This is a genomic window from Nocardioides sp. SLBN-35, from assembly GCF_006715725.1.
GTDB lineage: Bacteria > Actinomycetota > Actinomycetes > Propionibacteriales > Nocardioidaceae > Nocardioides.
Genome location: NZ_VFNU01000001.1, coordinates 1 through 23269, shown reverse-complemented (window position 1 = coordinate 23269; position 23269 = coordinate 1). Strand labels below are relative to the sequence as shown.

Genomic DNA, 23269 nt, shown 5'->3' with positions numbered 1-23269 from the left:
TCGCCAGATCTTTTTCTCTGGCCTGTGTCGAACCGCGTCCTCGGCGTTCGTAGTACCGGTACAGGCAGGCCACCGGGCCCGCCGCTCACACCCCAGGAGCAGAGATGTCCACCACCACCGCCCAGGTCACCGTCACCCCCGTCACCGCCACCCCGGTCCGCCGTACCGTCTGGAAGCACGGCGTCGCCGCCGCGGCCGCCGCCTCGGTCGTCACCACCACCCTCGCCGCGATCGCCTCCGCGGCGGGTGTCTCCTTCGCCGACGAGTCCGGTGCCTCGATCCCGATCCTCGGGTTCACCCAGCTGAGCTTCGTCTTCTCGCTGATCGGCGTCGGCCTCGCCGCCGTCCTCGCCCGCAAGGCCCGGCGTCCGCATTCGACCTTCGTGCGCACGACCCTCGCCCTCACCGCGCTCTCCGTGGTGCCGGACGCGACCTTCGGCTTCGACGTCGCCTCGGCGCTCACCCTGATGACGCTGCACGTCGTCGCCGCCGCGATCGTGATCCCGATCCTCGCCGGGCGCCTCGCCCGCGGGTGAGGCACGGTGGACTGACGCATCTGACGAATGGGCTGTGGAAGCGGCAGAATCACAGCCCATTCGTCAGATGCGCGGCGAGCACCGGGCCCAGCGCCGACTAGCGTTGTCCCGTGCTGCCGATCCCCCTCGCCGCCCCGCTGCGCGACGCCCTGCTCGCCGCCGACTTCACCTACGACGCGGTCAGCGAGCTGCTCGGCCCGCAGGCCCACCAGGCGCTGTCGCGCAACGAGACGACACCCGGACGCCGGCGTACGACGGACGGCGGCCCGCTCGCGACCCTGGTGCGCCTCTTCCTGCTGCAGACCTCGGTGCGCGTCGAGGAGGCCGAGCGGGCGCTGCCGGGGCTGGTCGACAGGCTCGCCAACGCGGGGGCGCTGGTGCAGAGCGTCGGGGAGGTGGCGGCCCGGCTGGACGTGCGGCCCTACGCCAGCGAGGAGGGCGACCTGTGGGTCGTCAGCGACCTGACGCCCGGGCTCGACGGCGTGGCGACGACGGTGACCGGCGACTACGTCCTCGGCATCAGCCCCGCCTCCTCGAGCCTGGCCCAGCTGACCCTGCGCCACGACGTCGGCAGCGCCCTGGACCTCGGCACCGGCTGCGGCGTGCAGGCGCTGCACCTGGCCACCCACAGCGACCGGGTGGTCGCGACCGACGTCAACCAGCGGGCGCTCGCGATCGCGCGGTTCAACGCGGCCCTCAACGATGTCGACGACAAGGTCGACGTACGCGACGGGTCGTTCTTCGCGCCGGTGGCGGGGGAGCGGTTCGACCTGATCGCCACCAACCCGCCGTTCGTGATCTCGCCGGCGACCGGTGAGCGGCTGGTCTATCGCGACTCGGGCCTGCCGGGCGACCAGGTCGTCGAGCACATCGTGCGTACGGCGCCCGACCACCTCGCCGACGGCGGCTGGTGCCAGGTGCTCGCCAACTGGGTGATCGACCGCGACCGGCCGTGGGACGAGCGGCTCGCGACCTGGCTGCCCGACGAGTGCGACGCGCTGGTCGTCCAGCGCGAGGTGCTCGACCCGGCGTCGTACGTCGAGCTCTGGCTCAAGGACGCCGGCCACCACCCGGCCACGGGCGGCGACCCGGCGTCGTACTCGCACCGCTACGACACCTGGCTGTCCTGGCTCGAGGAGCAGGGCGTCGGCGGGATCGGCTTCGGCTGGATCAACCTGCGCCGCCGCGAGGGTGCGGCCACCCCGACCCTGCACCGCGACCTCCTCGAGTGGCCCTACGACGTCGAGCAGCCGATCGCGCCGGCCATCGCCGCGTGGGCGGAGTCCGCACAGGCGGCGAGCGCGCTCGACGCCGACACCAGGCTCGTGATCCGCGAGGACGTGGTCCAGGAGACCAGTGGCCCGGTCGGCGCCGAGGACCCGGCCACCATCGTGCTGCGCCAGCAGCGCGGCTTCCGGCGCGCGCGTCAGGTCGACACGGTCGCGGCCGCCGTCGCCGGCGCCTGTGACGGCGAGCTGCCGCTCGGCCAGCTCATCGATGCCGTGGGCCACCTGCTGGAGCGCGATCCCGCCAGCCTGCGGGAGGTCTACCTGCCCGAGCTGGCCGAGCTGGTCGCCGAGGGGTTCCTCGCTCCGGCCGACTCGTAGGCTGGTCCCCGTGACGAACGCAGGCTGGTACCCCGACCCCGCGGGAGCGCCCGACACCTACCGCTACTGGGACGGTCAGGCGTGGAGCCAGATGACCACCACCCAGCCCTCCGGCGGTGCCCGCCCGGCCGACACCCCGGCGACGCCGCCGCCGGCCGCGCCCACGCAGTACGGCGCCGTGCCGACCCCGCCGCCCGCGCCCGGCCCGGCCGGACCGCCGGCCCCTCCGGCCCCGCCCCCCGGGTACGGCGGCGGCTACTCGCAGCAGTGGAGCCCCGCGCCGGCCCCCGGTGGTGGTGGCGGCAACAAGACGGTCGTGATCGTGATCGCCGCGGTGGTGGCGCTCGTGCTGCTCGGTGTGGGCGGCTTCTTCGGCATCCGCGCCCTGACCGGCGACGACGACAACGGCGACCGCAAGGCCGACGACGACAGCTCGCAGAGCGAGAAGTCCGAGGGCTCCGAGCCGACCGACGGGTCCTCCAGCACCGTGAAGCCCACCGGCATCCAGTGCACCGGCGGCTCGCCGGAGCCGGCGACCGACCCCGACCCGGCCGCCCCGGAGCTGACCGGCGGCGGTCTGAGCATCCCGCGCAACCCGGCGTACGAGCTCGCCACCGGCGACCAGGTCTCGTTCGGGTTCGCGAACGCGTTCGTGCTGCAGTACACGAACGTCGAGGAGAAGTGGATCAGCCTGACCGGTGTCGGCGCCCTGCCGCGCGACAACGGCTTCGACGACCTCGCCACCGCGGCCGAGGTGGTCATGCAATGCCTGACCGGCAGCGAGAACGTCTACAGCGGCTTCACCGGGCGCACCGACAAGGTCAACGAGGAGACCACGGTCGACGGCAAGCCGGCGTACCGGATCACCGCCGAGGTGCGCGTCGACACCCCCGAGGTCCAGGCCGAGGGCGACCTCACCGACGTGATCGTCGTCGACACCGGCGACCCGGCCACCTACGGCATCTACATCGGCATGGCGGCGCTCGGTCACGACGACCTGATCAGCACCAACGAGGGCGTCATCGACCAGATCAAGGTCGGCTGACGCCCTCGGACGTCGAGGAGGTTGCGCAGCAACCGTCACGAGACGCCTGGCCGTGCTGCCGGGACTGTTTGCGGGTGGGTCCCGGCATCGGTGCGCGGGGGGTCTCGTGACGGCCGCGGGCGGCCTCCTCGACCTCCGGAGGACGACCACTCTGGACGCCACTGGCGACGGCGCTCGACACCACGCGCTACCGTGAACCGCCGAATCAGGCAGCGCACGAGTAGTAGAGAAGGTCCCTGTGTCCCACAAGTTGGTGATCGTCGAGTCGCCGGCCAAGGCCCGCACCATCGGCGGGTACCTCGGCGACGGCTATGTCGTCGAGTCCTCCATCGGCCACATCCGTGACCTCCCCAACAACGCGGCCGACACCCCGGCGAAGATCAAGGACAAGCCGTGGGGGCGGCTCGCGATCGACGTCGACAACGGGTTCGAGCCCTACTACGTCGTGCCCCGCGACAAGAAGAGCCACATCTCCAAGCTCAAGAGCCTGCTCAAGGACGCCGACGAGCTCTTCCTCGCCACCGATGAGGACCGCGAGGGAGAGGCGATCGCCTGGCACCTCCTCGACGAGCTGAAGCCGAAGAACATCCCCGTCAAGCGGATGGTCTTCCACGAGATCACCAAGGCCGCCATCCAGGAGGCCGCCGCCAACCCGCGCGAGCTCGACATGGACCTCGTCGAGGCCCAGGAGACCCGCCGGCTGCTCGACCGCCTCTACGGCTACGAGGTCTCGCCGGTGCTGTGGCGCAAGGTCATGTCCGGCCTGTCCGCCGGCCGCGTGCAGTCGGTCGCGACCCGGCTCGTGGTCGACCGCGAGAAGGAGCGGATGGCCTTCAAGGTCGCCTCCTACTGGGACCTCGAGGGCACCTTCGACGCCGGCAGCAAGCACGACCAGCGGATGTTCCCCGCCAAGGTCCACAGCGTCGACGGCACCCGCGTCGCGTCCGGCTCCAACTTCGGCCAGGACGGCCAGCTCAAGGCCAAGGCCGACGTGGTCCACCTCGACCAGCGCCGCGCCGAGGCGCTCGTCGCGGCGCTCGCCGACACGACGTACGACGTCCGCTCGGTCGAGGCCAAGCCGTACCGCCGCTCGCCGTACCCGCCGTTCCGCACCACCACCCTCCAGCAGGAGGCCAGCCGCAAGCTCGGCATGAGCGCGTCGGTCACGATGAGCGTGGCCCAGCGGCTGTACGAGAACGGCTTCATCACCTACATGCGTACCGACAGCACCACGCTGTCGGGCAGTGCGATCGGCGCGGCCCGCTCGCAGGTGCAGGAGCTGTACGGCGCGGAGTACGTCCCCGACGCCCCGCGCACCTACACCAGCAAGGTCAAGAACGCACAGGAGGCGCACGAGGCGATCCGTCCCGCGGGCGACTCGTTCCGCACCCCGGCGCAGACCGGGCTGACCGGCGACCAGTTCCGGCTCTACGAGCTGATCTGGATGCGCACCGTCGCCTCGCAGATGAAGGACGCCGTCGGCCAGTCGGTGACCATCCGCCTGGGCGGCGCCGCCACGACCGGCGAGGACGTCGTGTTCTCCGCGTCCGGCCGCGTGATCACCTTCCACGGATTCCTCAAGGCGTACGTCGAGGGCACCGACGACAACGCCGCCAAGGACGACCAGGAGACCCGGCTGCCCAACCTGGTCGAGGGCGACGCGGTCTCCGCCGCCTCGCTGTCCGCCAACGGGCACGAGACCAAGCCGCCGGCCCGCTACACCGAGGCCACGCTGATCAAGGAGCTCGAGGACCGCCAGATCGGCCGGCCCTCGACGTACGCCTCGATCATCGGCACCATCCTCAACCGCGGCTACGTCTACAAGAAGGGCACCGCGCTGGTGCCGGCGTGGATCGCGTTCTCCGTGGTCCGGCTGCTGACCGAGCACTTCACCCGGCTGATCGACTACCAGTTCACCGCCGGCATGGAGGACGTCCTCGACGACATCGCCCGGGGTGACAAGTCCCGGGTCGCCGAGCTCACCGAGTTCTACTACGGCTCGGACACCCTCGCCGGCCTCAAGCGGCTGGTGGACGACCTCGGCGACATCGACGCCAAGGAGCTCGCGACCTTCCCCGTCGGCACCGAGGAGGACGGGATCCACCTGCGGGTCGGCAAGTACGGCCCCTACCTCGAGGGGCCCGGCGACGACGGCGCCCCGTTCGCGAAGCGCGCCAACGTCCCCGACGACCTGCCGCCCGACGAGCTGACGGTCGCCAAGGCGGTCGAGCTGCTGGCCAACCCGGCGGGCGAGGAGATCGACCTCGGCGTCCACCCCGAGACCGGCCTGCAGGTCGTGGCGAAGAACGGCCGGTTCGGCCCCTACGTCACCGAGGTGCTGCCCGAGGACGCGCCGAAGTCGGCGAAGCCCAGGACGGGCTCGCTGTTCAAGTCGATGTCGCTGGACACGGTCACCCTCGAGGACGCCACCAAGCTGCTCGCGCTGCCGCGCGTCGTCGGCGTCGGCGAGGACGGCGAGGAGATCACCGCCCAGAACGGCCGCTACGGCCCGTACCTCAAGAAGGGCAGCGACTCCCGCTCGCTCACCAGCGAGGACCAGATCTTCGGGATCACCCTCGACGAGGCCCTGAAGATCTACAGCCAGCCCAAGCAGCGCGGCCGCGCCGCCGCGGCCCCGCCGCTCAAGGAGCTGGGCAACGACCCGGTGTCCGGGCAGCCGGTCGTGGTGAAGGCCGGCCGGTTCGGCGAGTACGTCACCGACGGTGAGTACAACGCCACCCTGCGCAAGGACGACTCGGTCGAGGCGATCACCATCGAGCGGGCCGCCGAGCTGCTGGCCGAGCGCCGGGCGAAGGGCCCGGCCAAGAAGGCCGCGAAGCGGGGCGCGAAGAAGACGGCCGCGAAGAAGACGCCGGCCAAGAAGGCGGCTGCCAAGAAGGCGCCGGCGAAGAAGACTGCGGCGAAGAAGGCGACCAAGAAGGCGTGACCGCCGCCCCCATATCGTTCGATCGAACGGTTTGGGGGAATTCTGCGCCCGAAAATCCCTCTATCCGTTCGATCGAACGGATAGAGGGATCGGGCGCTCGCCCCCGACCATGGCCCGTGTCGCCCCCGTCTCGTAAGTTGCTCCCGTGACGACCCCGAACCAGCGCTGGCCCGGCCAGTACGCCGACACCGGCGTCTTCGTCTGCTTCGAGGGCGGCGAGGGCGGCGGCAAGTCGACCCAGTCGCGGTTGCTGCACGACCGGCTCACCGGGGCGGGCTTCGCCGTACGTCTCACCCACGAGCCGGGTGACACCCCGGTCGGCAAGGAGATGCGCCGGATCGTGCTGTCGCCCGAGACCGGCGAGCTGGCCCACAAGACCGAGTTCCTGCTCTACCTCGCCGACAAGTCCGAGCACGTCGAGACCCTCGTGCGCCCGGCGCTCGGGCGCGGCGAGGTCGTCATCACCGATCGGTACGTCGACTCGACCCTCGCCTACCAGGGCGCCGGGCGGGCGCTGGACCGCGACGAGCTCGAGGACGTCTCGCGCTGGGCGACCGGCGACCTGCGTCCCCACCTGACCGTGGTCCTCGACCTCGAGCCGGCGGCGGGGCTGGCGCGGTTCGAGGGGCGCGACCGGATCGAGGGGGAGGGCCTGGAGTTCCACCAGCGGGTGCGCCGGTCCTTCCTCGACCTCGCCGCCCGCAACCCCGAGCACTACGCGGTGATCGACGCGCGCTCGCCGATCGAGGAGATCGCCGCGCAGGTCTGGGCACGCATCGAGCCGTTGCTCGGGCAGGCCGCCAGGAGCGCGTCGTGACCGTCTGGGACACCCTGGTCGGGCAGCGCCACGTCATCGCGGCGCTGGAGAAGGCCGTCTCCGGGCAGGGGATGACCCACGCCTGGTTGTTCACCGGACCGCCCGGGTCGGGCAGGTCCAACGCCGCGATCGCGTTCGCGGCGGCCCTGCAGTGCCGGCAGGGCGGGGTCGGTCCCGACTGCCCGGACGGGTGCCACGACTGCCACACCGTGCTCGCCGGCTCGCACGCCGACGTGTCCGTCGTCCGCACCGAGAAGCTCTCCATCGGCGTCGACGAGGTCCGCGACCTGGTACGACGCGCCTCGCTGAGCCCGATGGGCGACCGCTGGCAGATCCTCATCGTCGAGGACGCCGACCGCCTTACCGAGCAGGCCTGCAACGCGTTGCTCAAGGCGATCGAGGAGCCCAACGGGCGCACCATCTGGATGCTCTGCGCGCCCACCGTCGAGGACGTGCTGCCGACGATCCGGTCGCGCTGCCGGCTGGTGACCCTCTCGACGCCGACCGCCGAGGAGGTCGCCGGCTTCCTGGTCGCCCGGGGCGTAGCGGAGACGCTGGCGTCGTACGCCGCCCGGGCCAGCCAGGGACACATCGGCCGGGCCCGCGCGCTCGCCTTCGACGAGGCGGTGCGCACCCGGCGCCAGGAGGTCGTGTCGATGCCGGCGCGGCTGACCGGTCTCGGGCGCTGCATGGACGCCGCGACCCGGCTCGCCTCGAGTGCCAAGGAGGAGGCCGACGCGATCACCGCCGAGCTCGACGCCCGGGAGAAGACCGACCTCGACGCGGCGTACGGCGTGGTGGAGCGGGGACGCCGTCCGCGGGAGTACGGCCCCGCCCTGGCCGCGCTCGAGAAGGGCCAGCGCACCCGCGCCAAGCGGCGCCACCTCGACGTCGTCGACCGCGGGCTGACCGATCTGATGTCGGTCTACCGCGACGCGATCGCGGTCGCCAGCGGGGCACCCGGTGCGCTGGTCAACGAGGAGATCCGCGACCAGGTCGAGGCGATCGTCGCGAGCTCCTCGCCCGAGCTCAACCTGCGCCGGATCGGGTGGATCTTCGCCGCGCGGGAGCAGATGCTGGAGTTCAACGTGCCCGTGGCCTTGGCCCTGGAGTCGATGATGGTGGCATTGCAGGCGCCGCAGCGGTGACCTGACCCGAGACCGAGGAGCTGAGTTGTGAGCAAGCGGACCCTGATCGTCGCGGTCGTCACCGTGTGGGCGCTGGTGCTCGCCGGCGCGGTCGGCGTCGGCATCGTCCTGCTCAGGGGCGACTCCGACGAGCCTGCCGCGAAGGGCGACGAGAAGGGCTCCGACGCCACCAGCCCCGAGGGCCCGGACGGGCGCAGCCTCGAGGACTACTACGGCCAGAAGATCACCTGGACCCGCTGCGACCAGGACGAGTGCGGAACGCTCGACGTCCCGATCGACTACCAGAAGCCCGGCGACGGCTCGATCAAGCTCGCCGTCGAACGCACCCGCGCCACCGGCGACCGGATCGGCTCGCTCGTCGTCAACCCGGGCGGCCCCGGCGCTCCCGGCACCGACACCGCCAAGGACGCCGACTTCTACTTCGCCGACCAGCTGCGCTCGTCGTACGACATCGTGGGGTTCGACCCCCGCGGCACCGGCGACTCCGCGCCGGTCGACTGCCTGAGCGACGACGCCCTCGACGCGTACGTCGCCGCCGACCCCGACCCGGACACCCCCGACGAGGTGGAGACCGCGAAGGAGAACTCCCAGGAGTTCTGGTCCGGCTGCCAGGCCCGCTCCGGCGCCGTCGGCGGCCACGTCAGCACGGTCGAGGCGGCCCGCGACATGGACGTGCTGCGCGCGGCGCTCGGCGAGGACCAGCTCGACTACTTCGGCTTCTCCTACGGCACCCGCCTCGGTGCGACCTACGCCGAGCTGTTCCCCGACAAGGTCGGCCGGATGGTCCTCGACGGCGCCGTCGACCCGTCCCTGTCGCCGCGCGACGGCGCGCTGAGCCAGGCCAAGGGCTTCGAGACCGCGCTGCGCTCCTACATCCAGAACTGCGTCGACGACGGCGACTGCTTCCTCGGCGACTCCGTCGACGCGGGCCTGAAGACGATCAAGGACCTGCTCGACGGGATCGACAAGACGCCGCTGAAGACCAGCGACGCGGAGGGCCGCGATCTCACCGTCGGGCTGGCGTTCTACGGGCTGATCCTGCCGCTCTACAGCCAGGACAACTGGCCCTACCTCGACGACGGACTCAAGGAGGCGCTCGGCGGCGACGGCTCCACCCTGCTGCAGCTCGCCGACTTCTACGGCTCCCGCGAGAACGGCACCTACAAGGACAACAGCCTCGAGGCGATCTCGGTGATCAACTGCCTCGACGACCCGTGGTCGATCACCACCGACGAGGTGCCCGCCAACTTCCCCGACTTCGAGAAGGCCTCGCCGACGTTCGGCGACGTCTTCGCCTGGGGCCTGACCGCCTGCAACGGCATCCCGTTCACCTCCACCGACGAGCCGGACCTCAAGATCGACGGCTCCGGCGCCGCGCCGATCGTGGTGCTCGGGACGACGCGCGACCCCGCGACGCCGTACGCCGAGGCGGTGGCGATGGCCGACCAGCTCGAGTCCGGCGTCCTGGTCAGCCGCGACGGCGACGGGCACACCGCCTACAACAAGGGCAACAGCTGCGTCGACGACGCCGTCCATTCCTACCTGCTCGACGGCACCGTGCCGAAGGACGGGTTGAGCTGCTGAGGCTGCGCCCGGTGGTCAGACGGGCTCGATGATGCTCTGGATCCGCTGGGTCGCGAGCTCGATCATCAGTCGGGCGGCCGGCGACAGCGTCGCGCCCGCCCGGTGCACGATCGCCATCGTGTCGTAGACGCGCGGGCGCAGCGGCACCCACCCGGCGTTCGGCGCGAGCCGCGGCAGCAGCTGCACCGCGGCGCCCTTGTTGGTCACCGTGTCGGCCAGCCCGCGTCCGACGAGCTCGATCGCGGTCTCGACGTCCTCCACCTCGATCCGGGTGCTCGGGTTGTAGCCGGCCTCGTGCAGCATCCGGCGCAGCACGATCCGGCCCGAGTCGTAGTCGCGCAGGCTGCTCTCCGGCATCACCAGGTCCGCCTCGGCGAGCCGCTTCGCGGTCACCGGCGAGGTCAGCCGGCTCGGGTCGGCGGAGACGTAGACGAGCTCGTCGCGGGCGATCGGCGTGATCGACATGCCCTCGCTCGACAGCGCCGCGACCGCGATCATCGCGGCCTCCAGCCGTCCGCGGCGCAGGTTCTCCTGCACGTCCATCGAGTGCCGCCCCACCAGCTCCACCCGCACGCCCGGGTAGCGCTCCAGCACGTCGGCGACCAGGTCCGCCCCGCCGTACAGCCGCGCGACGCCGAACATCCCGAACCGGATCGTGCCCGTCTCCAGCGACCGGATGCTCGCCACCGCCCGCTGCGCGTCGTCGGCCGCCGCGAGCACCTTCTCCGCGTGGGGCCGGAAGGTGTCGGCGGCCGTGGTCGGTACGACGCCCCGCCCCACCCGCCGGAACAGCTGCACCCCGAGCGACTTCTCCAGCCCGCGCACCTGCTCCGACACCGACGGCTGCGCGTACCCGAGCTCCTCCGCCGCCCGGGTCAGCGAGCGGTGCTCGTAGGTCGCGAGGAAGCAGGTCAGCTGGTGCAGCGACAGCATGGCGCTCCGATCTGCCATAGGGGATCCCTAGAGATCGCTCAGGAAAGCGAGGCTACCCCTTGGTTCCCGTGCGGCCCACCATGGAGGAAGAAGCCCGAAGGAGGCCCGCCATGTTCGCCCACACCTGCACCGCCTGCCACCGCCGCGAGCTCATCTTCCCCAGCCAGATCACCGGCATGGAGAGCACCGAGCACGGCATCGTCGTCAGCTTCACCTGCTGGTGTGACGCCGAGCAGACGATGGTCACCGGCGTACGGGCCACCGAGGCTCCGGCCACCGCTCCCGCTGCCGCCGCCTGACCCCTCCGGGCCGATTCGCTCCCGGCTGACCCCGGTCGGTATGCTTCCGCGGTCACCGGTCACGACCGGTGGCGGCGCCGCCTTAGCTCAGTCGGTAGAGCGAATCACTCGTAATGATTAGGTCGTCGGTTCGATTCCGACAGGCGGCTCCACCAGAAACCGGCCCTGACCAGCGCATAAGCGCAGGTCAGGGCCGGTTTTCGTATCATCACGACCCCGCGTTTCTCCGTGAAGTGGGCCGGTATCTACGGGAGGTGACGGGCACGCAATCGCTCCCTAGATTGCTCCCCCGGACGCCTTCCAGAGAGCGAGGCCCACGATGCCCAAGCCCACCGTCGCCAAGCGCGGGGTCTACGGAGACGGCTCCGTCTACCCCGAGTGCGACGTCCGTTACGGCTGCCCGCCCGTCGAGGACGGCCCGCCCCACCCGCGCACCGGCAAGCCGACGAGGGTCCGGCCGCCGCACCGCAACTGCAAGGCACCCTGGGTCGGCTCGTTCACGCACGGCTTCACCGAGCGCGGCAACCCGCGCCGGCACAAGGTGAAGGCCGCGACCGAGAGCAAGGCCCGCGCCCGGATGCGGGCCCGCATGGTCCAGGTCATCGACAGCGGGGGAGCGTCCGCGAGCGCGAAGACCACGGTGAAGCAGTGGGCCGACGACTGGCTCGAGATCGTCGTGCAGACGCTTCGGCCGCAGTCGTACACCAGCGCGTGCTCGTCGGTGCGGAAGTGGATCGTCCCCGCCATCGGGCAGAAGCGTCTCACCGACCTCGCGCCGGCCGACGTCCGCAAGGTCATGAACAAGATGCGCGAGGCCGGGCTGAAGCCGTCGAGTCGTCGTCGCACCCACTCCGTGCTCATCCAGCTGCTGAAGGCGGCCCGGGCCGACGGGCACGCGGTTCCCGCCATCGTGCTGGAGGTCCCCGCGCCGCCGCTGAACAAGCCGGCCAGGACTGACCTGCCGCTCGACCTTGCCGTCGAGATGCTCGTGGTCGCCGCCGAGCAGCCGAACGCGTCGCGGTGGGTGGCCGCCCTGATGCAGGGCATCCGGCAGGGCGAGAGCCTCGGGCTCTGCTGGTCGGAGATCGACTTCGACCGGCACATCCTGGTCATCTCCCAGCAGCTCAAGCCGCTGCCGTACAACGTCCGGTTCGACCGCGACTCCGGGTTCCGGGTGCCCGACAACTACGACGCCAAGCAGCTCGAGGGCCGCTGGCACCTGGTCCGCCCGAAGACCGAGGAGAGCTACCGCATCCAGCCGCTGCTCCCGTGGTTCGAGAAGGCGCTGCTGAAGTGGCGCGACGAGGCCCCCGATTCCCCGCATGGGCTTGTCTGGCCGGCCGCCGACGGAGGCCCTCGTGACCCGAAGGACGATGACCAGGCGTGGTACGACCTGCAGGACGAGGTCGGCCGCCGCCGCGGGAAGGACGTCCTCTACTACGACGACCCCGACTTCCCCGAGGGACGGCACTACACGATCCACGAGGCGCGACACACGACCGCAACCCTGCTCCTCGAGGCGGGCGTCGAGCCGGCGGTGATCATCGCGATCCTCGGCCACGCCTCGATGCTGTCGACGAAGGCGTACCTCCACGTGAAGACCGGCCCGCTCGCCGCAGCTCTCGAGAAGGTCGCGAAGCGGCTGGAGCTCGCGGCCTGACAAACGACGATCGGCCATATCACATGGACCCGACACGAATCACCACGATGTGATCCGACTTACCGCGCAATTACGTCAGGTGCAGTACCGTTCGATTTGTGGCCGCCCAGAAAGTCGTGAGATTCGAGCGACCCCCCGTGCAGTCTGTGGCTCTGACGGTGTACTTCGAACCGATCTCCGGCCTGCAGGTCTCGCACTTCTCGGCGCTACGCGAATCGTGGCGGAACGCATATCCGTCGACGTCCGAGCTGCCCCCTCTCCGTCCCCAGAATCGGGGCGGGGAGGAGACGCGACTACTGCCTGTCGCGGGGGCGTGGCCTTTCCCCTACCTTCTGTTCTCCTCGAAAGACGAGACGAGCTCGATCGCCCTGCAGAACGACCGGTTCTCCCGCGGTTGGGTCTTCAACAGCGACGGCGACGACAAGTACCCCGGCTTCGACGAGCTCTCGCGTGACCTGCGGGAGCGGCTCGACGAAGTCCGCGACGTCATCAAGGCGGAGACGGGGGAGACGATCAAGCCGGTCGGCAGCACGTGCACGTACTTCAACCGGCTGCCCGACATGTCGCTTCTGGAAACTCTCGTCGGCTTCACGAGCCGGTGGCAGGTGCCAGTCGGTGAGGCGGAATCCCCAAAGACGACGTACGCCGGCGCGCGCCTCCACCTCTGCGATGACGATGACCTCGACGGGTGCTCCGTCACGATGTCTGTTGACGTCGATGATGACGGCACCTACATGTCGATCGAGTCTTCCTACGACTTGGGAGACGAGCAGGTCGACGACCTGGGCGGTCTGGACCGAGCGCACGACATGCTGATCGCCAAGTTCATCGAGTACACCAGCGGCACGATGCACGAGCAGTGGGGGAGAACAGAGTGAGCTCCACCGAAGCTTTCGACGAGGTCGTCGGACACGTCGACGCCCCCATGGCAGCGGACACCAAGAAGGACGCCTTCTACCTGGCGTCGCCCAAGCTCGACTACTTCAAGGGAGTGTCGCGCGTGGTCCACGGTGGTCGGGCGCTCCCGTACATCGATGCGCCCGCGGATAAGTGCGACGTGGTCGGCCTGTTCATCGCCCCGACGATGCGTGTGCACAGCGCTGGGATCGCCCTGCTGGTGACGAGCCCGACCTCCGAGCCGGCGCAGCAGTGGCCGGCTAGCGCGATGGCCTACGACCACGCTCGCGCCGAGATGAAGCACATCAACGCCGAGCTGCACCACCAGGGCCTCTCGGGGATCCCCGAACTGGCCTCGTCGTCCATGCGTCACGCTCTGCGGGATGTGCTGGCGGCGGACTCGATCTACCCGTCGATGTCGCTGGACGAGGACCGGTCGCTCTTGGCTGAATGGCGGTACGGCGCCGAGGCGATCGAGGTCGAGACCACGGCCAGTGGGGTCTTCTCCTGGACCCACTACCGCGACGGCCAGATCATCAAGTCGTCCACGTCGCGCACACACCTCCGCCAGGTTCTCCGTGATCTGACGGCCACAGTCGAGGCAGCGAACCCCAACTGGCGATCGCTCTTCCGGACCCACGCCCATCGGTGACTGCCGACTGGACCTGGGATGACCCCGGCATCCCAGACGACGAGCTCTTCCTTCGCAAGGTGCTGAGGAGGCCCGACTGCTGGATGCCCAACGTCACCACGGGGGAGCCGGTGGTGAAGGCTGGCGCACTCCAGTTCGACGACAACGACGGCATGTCGGTCTACAGCGACGAGATCCGCGAGGATCTTGGCGTACCGCGCTCAGCGGTGGCCGACTGGGAGCGCTACAGCGTCGTCGAGTTCGAGGCGGGCGTCGTCCGGAAGGAGGGCGGCGTCGTGCGCGATCCGATCCCGGCCGAGAAGCCCATCGGTCCGGCGCACGCCCTCGTGAGGTCGCCAAGCCCGATTACGACGAAGGACGAGAAGAAGGCGATCAGGGCAAAGATCGCAGCCAAGGCGCGATTCATCTCGGAGGACCCGAATCCCTTGGGCGTCTCGGAGCCGTCCTAGGCTCCCCACGCGTCGTCCGGCTGGTTCGCGAGGCTGGCGGTGCGCCACCAGCGTCGCCATGCCTCGACAAGCACCGGCGTGAGGTCGAGCTCGAGCGCGATCGCCTGGACGCTGTGCCCGACGATCCGCTCGGCCGCGGCGTACTCCTCCGGCGCGATGAGCAGCTGGGCGGCGTACTCCCACGCGCGCCGCTCGGCGAACGTCGTCGAGCAGCCATCGTTGTAGACGTGGTGGGCGTACTCGTGGCCCAGCCCGGGCACGAGCTGGCGCAGGTTGAGGTTCCTGTTCAGCTCGATCCGCCGGTGCCGGCGGAGGTACTGGCCATGGCGCCGAGGGCCGAGGTCGACGTACTCGACCGTCAGGCCGTCGTCGGCGCAGAGGTCGAGCAGCCACGCGAAGCGCTGCTCGTTCACCGCTGAGTCATGCCCGGCCGGCGTCTCCGTTCTCCGGCGCCCCACGCGCCCGAGTGACGCGAGGCTGACGCGCCTCAGGTTGTACAGGCCGCCCCCGACAGAACGGATGTCGAGCAGAGTCACGGGAACTCCGGCGCGTGCTGCTCTTCCTCGATCGTGCCCTCGGAGTCGTGGGCTGCGATCTCTTCCTCGTCGTCGGCGACTACGTCACGGAAGACGAAGTCTGCGCGAGGCTGGTCGCGACGCAGCTGGCGCACCTCGGCGGCCGGCGCCGGGTCCGGGATCCGACGCACGATCTCGCGGACCAGGTCGCGGGTGTCGATGCCCATGAGCTCTGCGATCGCGTCGAGCAGGTCCGTGTTGGGCGCCTTGGTGCCGTTGGTGTGCTCGCTGACGAAACCTTTGCTCTTGCCGAGCTTCTCGACCACGTCGACGACGCGGACCTTGTTCTCTCGCATGACTCCTTGCAGCGCGGCCGAGAACCGGCGGGAGAAGTCGCTGATCTGTGAGTCGGTCATAGCCGACCACGCTATCGCGAAGTTCATATATCTGACAAGAGGTCAGAAATCCGAGAAATGTTCACCCATGAGGTTGAAAAAGGTCAGCATCCTGACCTAGGTTCATCTATGTGAACAGCCGAGCAGGAGTCGCCGCCGAGATCCGAGCGGCCATGGCCCGCAAGGGCATCAACCAGACCACGCTGGCCGAGCAGATCACGATGAGCCGGGCAAGCCTGAGCGACGGCCTCCGGGGCCGTCGCGCCTTCGACACCGACGAGCTGGAAGAGATCGGTCAGGTCGTCGAGGTCGACCCGATCGTGTTCCTGCTCGCCGGCGGTGTCGTCGCGGCGGCGGGCTGACCATGGCCACCGCAACGAAGACCCGCAAGCCGCGCGAGGCGGGTGAGGTACCGCCCCGGAAGTGGCTCACCGTCGACGAGGCAGCCGCCTGGATCGGGATGTCGCCCGACACCCTCGCCCTCTACGCCCGCGTCCCTGGTTCCCCGATCCGCAGGAAGCGCCAGCACGACCGAGGGAGCAAGCACCTCTACAACGTCGAGAGCCTCGACGCCTGGGTCGAGTCGTGGGAAGACGCATGACCACCTCCACCCCTGCTCTGCGGATCCTCGCGGCCGTCGCCGCCGGAGCGGTCCTCGTCGGCCGGCCCCGCGGCGTCGTGCACGTCCATGCCGGCGCCCTGACCCGCAGCGGCCGCGCCGTGCCCGCCGCCGTGCGCCCGTACTGCGGCGTACGGACCCGCCGTCTCCGCGTGCTCGCCACCACGACTGGGGACGTCACCACCGCGATCGCGGGGCACCGGTTCTGCCGGACCTGCGTGACCCTGCTCCCGGCCCGTCTGGGGGGCGGGTCGGGAGTGCTGGTCACCCGCGACGACTGGGCCGAGGCGTACGGCGACCTGACCGTCGCCGACCTCCACCTCGCCGCGTCGTGGGCCCGGACCGTCGACGAGACGTACCAGGTGATGACCGTGCTGAGGCAGCACGGCCCGAAGCCGATCCGCCCGACCACCGACGACGGCCGAGCGCTCGCCGCGGCGTACGACGCGGTCATCGCCCGGCGTCGCAAGCTCACCTCTGCGGCGATGACCGACGACGAACGCGCCGCGGTCCGCGAGGCCCGAGAGGTCGAACTCTTCAACCGGCAGCACGCCGAGAAGCAGCGCCGCAAGAACGTCGCGATCGAGAAGGCCCAGCAGCGGGCCCTGTCCGGCGGCTACGTGACCCCGGGCGACCGGGAGCTGCTCAACAGCGCCTGACCACGAACACGCCCCGCAACAAGCAGCGGCGTCCCCGACCCAACGGCCTGGCAGCCGGTCGGAGACGCCACCAACGAAAGGAAGTGTCTCACGTGGAGACCACGCCCCTCCAGATCCAGACCGGCGACACCGTCCGCATCGTGTGCGGCATGCATGCCGACCGCGTCGGCAAGGTGACGCACATCGGCGGCACCGCGCTGTACGTCGAGTTCACCCGGCCGGTCCTCGTTGCCGACCAGGACGGCCCGACCGAGACGGCCACGCTGCCGTTCTCGCGCCGCGAGCTCGTCCTCCACACGCGGGCGGAGGTCTCGGCATGAGCCCCGACCAGTGGACGGGCGCCGGCCTCCTCGTCGGCCTCGTCTGCGCTCTCGCGATCGTCGGCCTGCTGCTCGAGGCGCTGACGCCGCGGCCGGACCGGGAGCAGCGCCGATGACGACCTTCGACCGGATGACCGCCGCACTCGCCGCCGCGCGTCTCTCGCAGGCCACCGCGCCCCGCAACATCCCCGCGATCGCCGACCGCGCGTTCGTGAAGTTCGCCCAGGAGGTCGCCGCCGAGTCCGGCGTCGACGTCCTCAACCACATCGTCCAGCAGGTCCGCCAGCACGCCGACCTGACCCGAGGGAGGGCCGCATGACCGATGCCGTGATCAGCACCAGCACGCAGAACACGCGCGCCGCGCTGCTCGTCCTCGACGCGGCCGAGCAGGCGGGCCTGCCGGACCCGATGAGCGTCGCCGTCGGCCGCGGGTACGACAACGAGATCTCCCGCAACGCCCCGCGGATCCGCCTGCAGTTCAAGTCGGCCGAGGACCTTCAGGCATGGGCCGAGCACCTCGACGTCGAGGTCTTCTCGATGTCGAGCATCGCGACCGGGGCCAGCCGCGCGATCGCCTCGATCTGGCACCACGACGCCGTCGCGACATGGATGGAGGTCCCCGTCGCGCTGACGGCCGTCACCGAGCACCCGGTCCGAGGTCTGGCGGTCGTCCGGTGAGCGCGATCGTCGAGTGCATCCCCACCGCGAAGACCCGCGCGGCGATCGCGGCCGGCCGCCGGGCCTACCGCGCCTCGACCGAGGAGCACGGCCCGAGCGACGAGTGGGACCGACGGGTCATCGACCGCGCCATCCGCGCCTTCGTCCGCCAGGGCGAGCCGTTCTCCGTCAACGACTTCCGGCCCCTGCTCCCCGAGGTCCGGAAGTGCCTGATCTCCCGCCGGCTCATCGCCGCCCAGGAGGACGGGCTGATCCGGTGGACCGGCCGCGTCACCCCATCGACGCTGCCGTCCACGAAGGCCGCCCACGTCCACGTCTACAAGCCGGTCTCGGAGGCCCACGATGCCGTCGCGTGAACCCCGCCGCGTGCCCTGCAACCGACCCGACTGCGACGGCCAGCTGATCGTGTTCGCCGTCCGCGAGGACACCGGCCGCACCGTGCCCTACGACGCCGAACCGGTCGACGTCGACCACGTCGGCTCCACCGGCTGCCACGTCCTCATCGAGGGCAAGGCGTGGAACCCCGTCCGGCTCGCCGAGCACTTCCAGGTCGTGTTCGAGCTCCCCTCGATCGACCGCGCACACCAGCTGGTCCGCGAGTACCAGCACCACCGCCCCCACCTCCACCTGACCACCAACACCGAAGGAGAACGGCCGTGAGGTTCGACGGACCGTCCATCGCCCGCGGCTGGCTCGCCGTCGCGCAGGGCTTCGCCACCGACAAGAAGGCTCACCCGCTGATCAACAAGGCCATCGTGATCGAGGAGTTCGTCCACGGCGTCCGACTCATCGCGACCGACATGCGGATCATGCTGGTGACCTGGGTCCCCGACCTCGACCACTACTACGACGACGTCCCCCCGACCCTCGCCGAGGTCCCGGACCGCACCGTGGTCGCCAGCGACGGCGACGGGCTCGGCCGCTACCTGTTCGGCCATGCCATCTCGCTCGCGAACAGGTACGACGTCGACGAGTACGTCCCCGGCCAGGTCGAGGTCGCGCTCGACTTCGACATCCGCGTCCCGGCCGGCGAACAGCCCACCCTGGAGGGCCTGGAGCCGACGTTCGTGCGGGTCAAGATCCCCGACGAGATGGAGGCGTTCCTTGAGGTCGTCACCACCGAGCCCGTCACCGCCGAGTCGTGGCGCAAGATCACCGCCACCCACGTCCCACTCGAGGCGCACGAGCTGATGCTCGCCCCCGAGCTCCTGGCGCGGATCGGGAAGGTCGGACGGTACGCCTCCGGCGCCGTGACCTGGGTCTTCGGCGGCGAGCAGAAGGCCGCGCTCGTCGACTGGCGCGACTCCGACCCCCACGTGCACGGGTTCGTCATGCCGATCGCCCCCGCCAGCGAGACCGACGAGGCGAAGAGCGCCGCCGGCCGGGGCGTCGTCGTGTTCACCGTCCCCGACGCCTCCTGCACGGTCTGCATGAACCCCGACGAGATGTGCACGACCCACTCGGTCAACCTGTCTCTGGTCCAGCTCACCGACGATCCGCAGGCCCCGGCGGTCCTCGTCTGCCCGGTCGAGGGCTGCGACTGGGAGACCAAGGTCAGCGACGAGGACCAGGACGCCTCGCTGTCGTACGCCGTCAACCACGTCACCAGCACGCACGGCCTCACCACCGACGCCGCGCTGCGTGCCATCCACGGCCTCGCCCCCGAAGGCGAGTCGGGCGCGACCGGCGACGACATCGGCGACGACATGGACCTGGTCATCCAGGCGATCGAGCTCGTGGTCTCCACGCAGTTCGGCTCCACCTCGATACTGCAGCGCAAGCTCCGCGTCGGCTTCGCCAAGGCCGGCCGGCTGATGGACATCCTCGAGAGCCGTGGCGTCGTCGGGCCCAGCGATGGGTCCAAGGCCCGTGACGTGCTCATCAAGGCCGACGAGGTCGCCGCCGTGATCAAGAGCATCAGGGGCGAGGCATGAGCTACACCGTCCGCCCGATCTCGGACCACACCTGGCTCAGGCCGTCCTCGAAGCGCCGGGCGTCGAGGTTCTCCGCGTCGTGGCGCGAGACCGAGACCCTGCTGCTCCGCGAGGTCGAGCACCTCGCCGGTCGTCAGCTGGTCATCGAGGTCGACATCCGTGAGCAGGACCTGAGGCTCGACGGCACACTCCGCTCCAAGGCTCGCGCCGCGACCCCTGCGGTCGTCGTCGCCTTCGAGTCCAAGCACGGCCCGATGTTGCACCGCTGCGACACCTACTTCGCGCAGTGGTCCGATCAAGGACCGGACTGGCAGCAGAACGTCCGCGCGATCGCCCTCACCCTGCAGTCGCTGCGCGACGTCGAGCGCCACGGCGCCGCCGAGACCGGCCAGCAGTACACCGGGTTCAAGGCCCTCCCCGCCGGCTGCGCGATGCCGCCGAGCCACATGACCACCGAGGCGGCGTACGAGGTGCTCTGCGACGTCGTCGGCGACGGCGTCGTCGTCCACGGCCACCTCGACGACAACGCCTTGATCCGCCGGGCCCGCGCCGCGGCTCACCCCGACCGTCACCACGGTGACCGCACGGCGTGGGACCGCGTCGAGCAGGCCGCCCAGGTCCTTGGAGTCACCCGATGACCGACAACTGCCACCCCGCTTACCACGAGCTCGGCGTGCACGCGCCCGGTAACGACCCGGAGCCCGACACTGAGAGGAGTTCGCGATGAACCCGCTGCTGCTGACCCTCGCGGCCTTCGCCCTGGTCGCGGTCCTCGGCTTCGTCTGCTGGCTCACCTCCCCTCGAGGGGAGGACGACGCGTGAGCAGGAAGCCCAAGATCCAGACCGCGATGCACCGGCCCGCGCTCGTGCGCCGGCGCTTCCGACACGACAACCCGACCTGCCTCGACCTGTTCTCCGGTTTCGGCGGCATGACCCAGGGGGCCGAAGACGCCGGGTTCCTCGCCATCACGGCGGCGAACCACAAGGCCTACAAGATCGAGATCCACGAGGCCAACCACCCGCACGTCGAGCACTGGATCGCCGACCTCGTCGACCAGGACTCCCCGGCGTACCACTCGGTCCGCGACCTTCCGTACGCCGACCTGCTCCTCGCCGGCGTCTCGTGCGTCAACCACTCCCAGGCCAACACGAAGAAGGCGTACGCCGGCGGGATGTCGTTGTTCGACCTCGACGACCCCGACTTCGAGGAGCGCGTCACCCGATCCGAGCGCGACCGCGCTACCGCGAACTGCGTTCTGCACTACGCCGACCAGCACCACCCACGGATGATCCTCGTCGAGTGCACGACCGAGCTCACCTCTTGGGGCCCGGCGGTCCCGGGGAAGCGGAAGGTCGGCGACGGCACGACGTTCCGTTGGTGGCTGAAGCAGTTCGACCACCTCGGCTACGACCACCGGATCCTCTACCTGAACAGCATGTTCTTCGGGGTGCCGCAGTCCCGCGATCGGCTCTACATCGCGTTCTGGGACCGCAAGCTCCCCGCACCTGACCTCGACCATCGGCCCGTCGCCTGGTGCGGGCGCTGCGACGACCACGTCGAGGCCGTGTGGACCTGGAAGACCGGCGTGCCGCCGACCGGCTCGGTCCGTTACGGCAAGCAGTACAACTACCGCTGCCCGTCGTGCCGCAGCGAGGTCATCCCCGCCGCGACCCCGTCGCTGCACGCCCTCGACCTCAGCGACCTCGGCACCCGCATCGGGGAGATGAAGCTCAAGACGATCAAGGACAAGAAGACCGGCGACGTCTACGAGGCTCCGCTCGCCCGCGCGACCCTCGCCCGCGCGGAGAGGTGCCGCCAGCGGTTCGCCGAGTTCCCCGCCGTGCTGATGCCGGCCAAGGCCGAACGCGGTTCCGAGCGGCACCCGTGGCAGCCGATGTCCACCCAGACGTCGCAGCAGGAGACCGCGATCCTGTCGACCGGCGCGCTCATCGCCGCGGCCGGGAACACGTTCGAGCACCCCGGCTCGACGTGCCGCACCCGTGACCTGTCCGAGCCGATCCCCACCCAGACCGGCACGAATACCCAGGCCCTGCTGACTCCACCGGTCGCGCTGGCGGTCGACAACTTCCAGGGCGCCCCGCGCGGTGCTGACGAGGCCCTGCCGACTCAGGGCGGCTCGGAGACCATGGCGCTGATCTCGGCGCGCGTGCTCCCGAACCGCACCAACGCCACGTCGCGCGGAGCCGGTGAGCCGATGGAGACCGTCGTCGGCGGAGCCGGGTCCGGCGGCCTCAGCGTGCTGTCGTCGGGCGTCGTCCCGTTCCGGCAGAACACGATCCCGACCACGCACGCCGAGGCGATGCCGACCTTCACGGCCGAGCAGATCCCTGGCCTGATCACCGCGGCCGGCCGGGTCCAGAACAACGGGTCGATCGACGAGGCCAAGTACCGCGCCTACCCGCTCGACAACCCGCTCGGCACCGTCGTCGGGTCGGCCAACCAGCAGGGCCTGCTGTTCTCCGGCTGGTACAAGCAGAACGGCTCCGAGGGCACCGAGACCGCGGCCCACCCGGTTGCCGACCCGCTCGGCACCCTGACCTCCCGGGACACCACCGCGCTGCTCAACGCCCAGTGGCGTGAAGCGCTCGCCGACCTCAAGCTCGAGGACTGCTACTTCCGCATGATGCGCGAGCACGAGATTGGCCGCGGCTGCGGGTTCGACGTCGACTTCGCCGACCACAAGGGCACCTTCGTCGTCTGGGGCTCAGCCCGCGACCAGGTCGACGGCTTCGGGAACGCCGTCTCTCCGCCGGTCGGGTCGTGGATCTGCCGCCGCCTCCGCGCGATCTACCACGGCGAGGTGGCTGCATGAGCACGCTCGCCATGCTCGAGGAGCTCCGCACCCCGGTCCCGCCGGCGGTCTCTTACGAGGAGTTCGTCGCGGCGAAGCTGACCTTCGACCAGCGGTACGGCCACGTCATCGACCCCGCAGCCGTGCACCCGTCGCTGAAGCCCCACCAGCGCGACCTCGTCGCCTGGGCGGTCGCCGGCGGCCGTCGGGCGATCTTCGCGAAGTACGGGCTCGGGAAGTCCCGGATCCAGCTCGAGACCCTGCGCCTCACCCTCGAAGCGCACGGCGACCCGGCCGGCCGGGCGCTGATCGTGTGCCCGCTGAACGTGCGGCTCGAGATCGCCGCCGACGCCGCCGCGATCGGCGTCCCGGTCCGGTTCGTACGCCGCACCGCCGAGGTCGACGAGCCAGGCCTGTACGTCACGAACTACGAGTCCATCCGCGACGGCCGGCTCGACCCGGCCCTGTTCACCGCGGTGTCGCTCGACGAGGCGTCGGTGCTGCGGTCCTTCGGGTCGAAGACCTACCAGGCGTTCCTCCAGCTGTTCGGCGACGTGCCGTACCGGTTCGTCGCGACCGCCACCCCGTCCCCGAACCGCCACAAGGAGCTCATCCACTACGCCGGCTACCTCGGGATCATGGACACCGGCCAGGCCCTGACCCGGTTCTTCCAGCGCGACTCCACCCAGGCGAACAACCTCACGCTCTACCCACACAAGGAGCGCGAGTTCTGGCTGTGGCTCAACACGTGGGCCGCGTTCG

The 23269-nt window shown here is 70.3% G+C and carries 26 protein-coding genes, 1 tRNA gene and 1 pseudogene; 25 read left to right on the top strand and 3 right to left on the bottom strand.

The window, feature by feature from the left end; genetic code table 11:
• Positions 1–104: 104 nt before the first annotated feature.
• The 7 genes from FBY23_RS00140 (at position 105) to FBY23_RS00110 (ending at position 9684) form a co-directional block, all read left to right on the top strand.
• A complete protein-coding gene (locus FBY23_RS00140; RefSeq protein ID WP_141796298.1) occupies positions 105–536 on the top strand; it encodes a DUF6069 family protein in 432 nt (143 codons plus the stop codon).
• 110 nt (positions 537–646) lie between these two features.
• Positions 647–2143 (top strand): class I SAM-dependent methyltransferase, encoded by a 1497-nt coding sequence (locus tag FBY23_RS00135; RefSeq protein WP_141796297.1) that lies wholly within the window; start codon positions 647–649, stop codon positions 2141–2143.
• Between the two features lie 10 nt (positions 2144–2153).
• On the top strand, positions 2154–3188 hold the full coding sequence (locus FBY23_RS00130; RefSeq protein ID WP_160158114.1) for a DUF2510 domain-containing protein: 1035 nt from the start codon (positions 2154–2156) through the stop codon (positions 3186–3188).
• Between the two features lie 238 nt (positions 3189–3426).
• The gene (gene topA / locus FBY23_RS00125) at positions 3427–6135 is read left to right on the top strand and encodes a type I DNA topoisomerase (protein ID WP_141796295.1); all 2709 of its coding nucleotides are present in this window, start codon (positions 3427–3429) and stop codon (positions 6133–6135) included.
• Positions 6136–6280: 145 nt separating this feature from the next.
• The gene (tmk, locus tag FBY23_RS00120) at positions 6281–6952 is read left to right on the top strand and encodes a dTMP kinase (RefSeq protein ID WP_141796294.1); all 672 of its coding nucleotides are present in this window, start codon (positions 6281–6283) and stop codon (positions 6950–6952) included.
• Positions 6949–8100 carry a DNA polymerase III subunit delta' gene (locus tag FBY23_RS00115; protein ID WP_141796293.1) on the top strand — a complete coding sequence of 384 codons (1152 nt, stop codon included), beginning with the start codon at positions 6949–6951 and terminating at the stop codon, positions 8098–8100. Before tmk ends, FBY23_RS00115 begins: the two co-directional genes overlap by 4 nt.
• A gap of 27 nt (positions 8101–8127) precedes the next feature.
• Complete coding sequence (locus tag FBY23_RS00110) at positions 8128–9684, top strand: alpha/beta hydrolase (RefSeq protein WP_141796292.1); 1557 nt, start codon at positions 8128–8130, stop codon at positions 9682–9684.
• Between the two features lie 15 nt (positions 9685–9699).
• Here FBY23_RS00110 and FBY23_RS00105 read toward each other — a convergent pair whose 3' ends face one another.
• A complete protein-coding gene (locus FBY23_RS00105) occupies positions 9700–10635 on the bottom strand; it encodes a LysR family transcriptional regulator (RefSeq protein WP_260805650.1) in 936 nt (311 codons plus the stop codon).
• Between the two features lie 92 nt (positions 10636–10727).
• Here FBY23_RS00105 and FBY23_RS00100 point away from each other — a divergent pair, with 92 nt between their 5' ends.
• From FBY23_RS00100 to FBY23_RS00075, 6 genes are all read left to right on the top strand, one after another.
• The gene (locus FBY23_RS00100; RefSeq protein ID WP_141796291.1) at positions 10728–10916 is read left to right on the top strand and encodes a hypothetical protein; all 189 of its coding nucleotides are present in this window, start codon (positions 10728–10730) and stop codon (positions 10914–10916) included.
• A gap of 76 nt (positions 10917–10992) precedes the next feature.
• A tRNA-Thr gene (locus tag FBY23_RS00095) sits at positions 10993–11068 on the top strand.
• 167 nt (positions 11069–11235) lie between these two features.
• Positions 11236–12576 (top strand): tyrosine-type recombinase/integrase, encoded by a 1341-nt coding sequence (locus tag FBY23_RS00090; RefSeq protein ID WP_141796290.1) that lies wholly within the window; start codon positions 11236–11238, stop codon positions 12574–12576.
• Positions 12577–12674: 98 nt separating this feature from the next.
• Positions 12675–13454, top strand: coding sequence for a TIGR04255 family protein (locus FBY23_RS00085; RefSeq protein WP_141796289.1), 780 nt, complete (start codon positions 12675–12677; stop codon positions 13452–13454).
• A complete protein-coding gene (locus FBY23_RS00080; RefSeq protein WP_141796288.1) occupies positions 13451–14125 on the top strand; it encodes a hypothetical protein in 675 nt (224 codons plus the stop codon). The genes FBY23_RS00085 and FBY23_RS00080 overlap by 4 nt, the downstream gene beginning before the upstream one ends.
• Positions 14122–14574 carry a hypothetical protein gene (locus FBY23_RS00075; protein ID WP_141796287.1) on the top strand — a complete coding sequence of 151 codons (453 nt, stop codon included), beginning with the start codon at positions 14122–14124 and terminating at the stop codon, positions 14572–14574. The genes FBY23_RS00080 and FBY23_RS00075 overlap by 4 nt, the downstream gene beginning before the upstream one ends.
• On the opposite strand, the gene FBY23_RS00070 is transcribed toward FBY23_RS00075, so the two are convergent.
• Together FBY23_RS00070 and FBY23_RS00065 are read right to left on the bottom strand one after the other, a co-directional pair.
• A complete protein-coding gene (locus FBY23_RS00070) occupies positions 14571–14987 on the bottom strand; it encodes an ImmA/IrrE family metallo-endopeptidase (RefSeq protein WP_141796286.1) in 417 nt (138 codons plus the stop codon). The two genes, FBY23_RS00075 and FBY23_RS00070, sit on opposite strands and share 4 nt — an antisense overlap.
• A 119-nt stretch (positions 14988–15106) precedes the next feature.
• Entirely contained in the window at positions 15107–15505 is a 399-nt protein-coding gene (locus FBY23_RS00065) for a helix-turn-helix transcriptional regulator (protein ID WP_141796285.1), read from the bottom strand.
• 110 nt (positions 15506–15615) lie between these two features.
• Between FBY23_RS00065 and FBY23_RS00060 the strand changes: the two genes are divergently transcribed.
• The 12 genes and pseudogenes from FBY23_RS00060 to FBY23_RS00005 form a co-directional block, all read left to right on the top strand.
• The gene (locus FBY23_RS00060) at positions 15616–15846 is read left to right on the top strand and encodes a helix-turn-helix transcriptional regulator (RefSeq protein WP_141796284.1); all 231 of its coding nucleotides are present in this window, start codon (positions 15616–15618) and stop codon (positions 15844–15846) included.
• A 2-nt stretch (positions 15847–15848) separates the two neighbouring features.
• Positions 15849–16085 carry a helix-turn-helix domain-containing protein gene (locus FBY23_RS00055; RefSeq protein WP_141796283.1) on the top strand — a complete coding sequence of 79 codons (237 nt, stop codon included), beginning with the start codon at positions 15849–15851 and terminating at the stop codon, positions 16083–16085.
• Positions 16082–16762 carry a hypothetical protein gene (locus tag FBY23_RS00050; RefSeq protein ID WP_141796282.1) on the top strand — a complete coding sequence of 227 codons (681 nt, stop codon included), beginning with the start codon at positions 16082–16084 and terminating at the stop codon, positions 16760–16762. The genes FBY23_RS00055 and FBY23_RS00050 overlap by 4 nt, the downstream gene beginning before the upstream one ends.
• Positions 16763–16854: 92 nt before the next feature.
• Positions 16855–17082: a 60S ribosomal protein L26 gene (locus FBY23_RS00045; RefSeq protein ID WP_141796281.1), complete on the top strand. Its 228-nt coding sequence runs from the start codon at positions 16855–16857 to the stop codon at positions 17080–17082.
• 112 nt (positions 17083–17194) lie between these two features.
• Entirely contained in the window at positions 17195–17401 is a 207-nt protein-coding gene (locus FBY23_RS00040) for a hypothetical protein (protein ID WP_141796280.1), read from the top strand.
• The gene (locus FBY23_RS00035) at positions 17398–17760 is read left to right on the top strand and encodes a hypothetical protein (protein WP_141796279.1); all 363 of its coding nucleotides are present in this window, start codon (positions 17398–17400) and stop codon (positions 17758–17760) included. The genes FBY23_RS00040 and FBY23_RS00035 overlap by 4 nt, the downstream gene beginning before the upstream one ends.
• Complete coding sequence (locus FBY23_RS00030; protein WP_141796278.1) at positions 17757–18116, top strand: hypothetical protein; 360 nt, start codon at positions 17757–17759, stop codon at positions 18114–18116. Before FBY23_RS00035 ends, FBY23_RS00030 begins: the two co-directional genes overlap by 4 nt.
• Before the next feature lie 10 nt (positions 18117–18126).
• The gene (locus FBY23_RS00025; protein WP_141796277.1) at positions 18127–18420 is read left to right on the top strand and encodes a hypothetical protein; all 294 of its coding nucleotides are present in this window, start codon (positions 18127–18129) and stop codon (positions 18418–18420) included.
• Between the two features lie 1028 nt (positions 18421–19448).
• Positions 19449–19694, top strand: a pseudogene (locus tag FBY23_RS00020) (DNA translocase FtsK); the annotation flags it as partial.
• A complete protein-coding gene (locus FBY23_RS00015; RefSeq protein ID WP_141796276.1) occupies positions 19691–20332 on the top strand; it encodes a molecular chaperone DnaJ in 642 nt (213 codons plus the stop codon). The pseudogene FBY23_RS00020 and the gene FBY23_RS00015, both read left to right, overlap by 4 nt.
• 180 nt (positions 20333–20512) lie before the next feature.
• Positions 20513–22528 (top strand): DNA cytosine methyltransferase, encoded by a 2016-nt coding sequence (locus FBY23_RS00010; RefSeq protein ID WP_260805649.1) that lies wholly within the window; start codon positions 20513–20515, stop codon positions 22526–22528.
• Positions 22525–23269: hypothetical protein (locus FBY23_RS00005; protein WP_222117675.1), on the top strand; the 745-nt coding region annotated here is incomplete at its 3' end. The genes FBY23_RS00010 and FBY23_RS00005, both read left to right, overlap by 4 nt.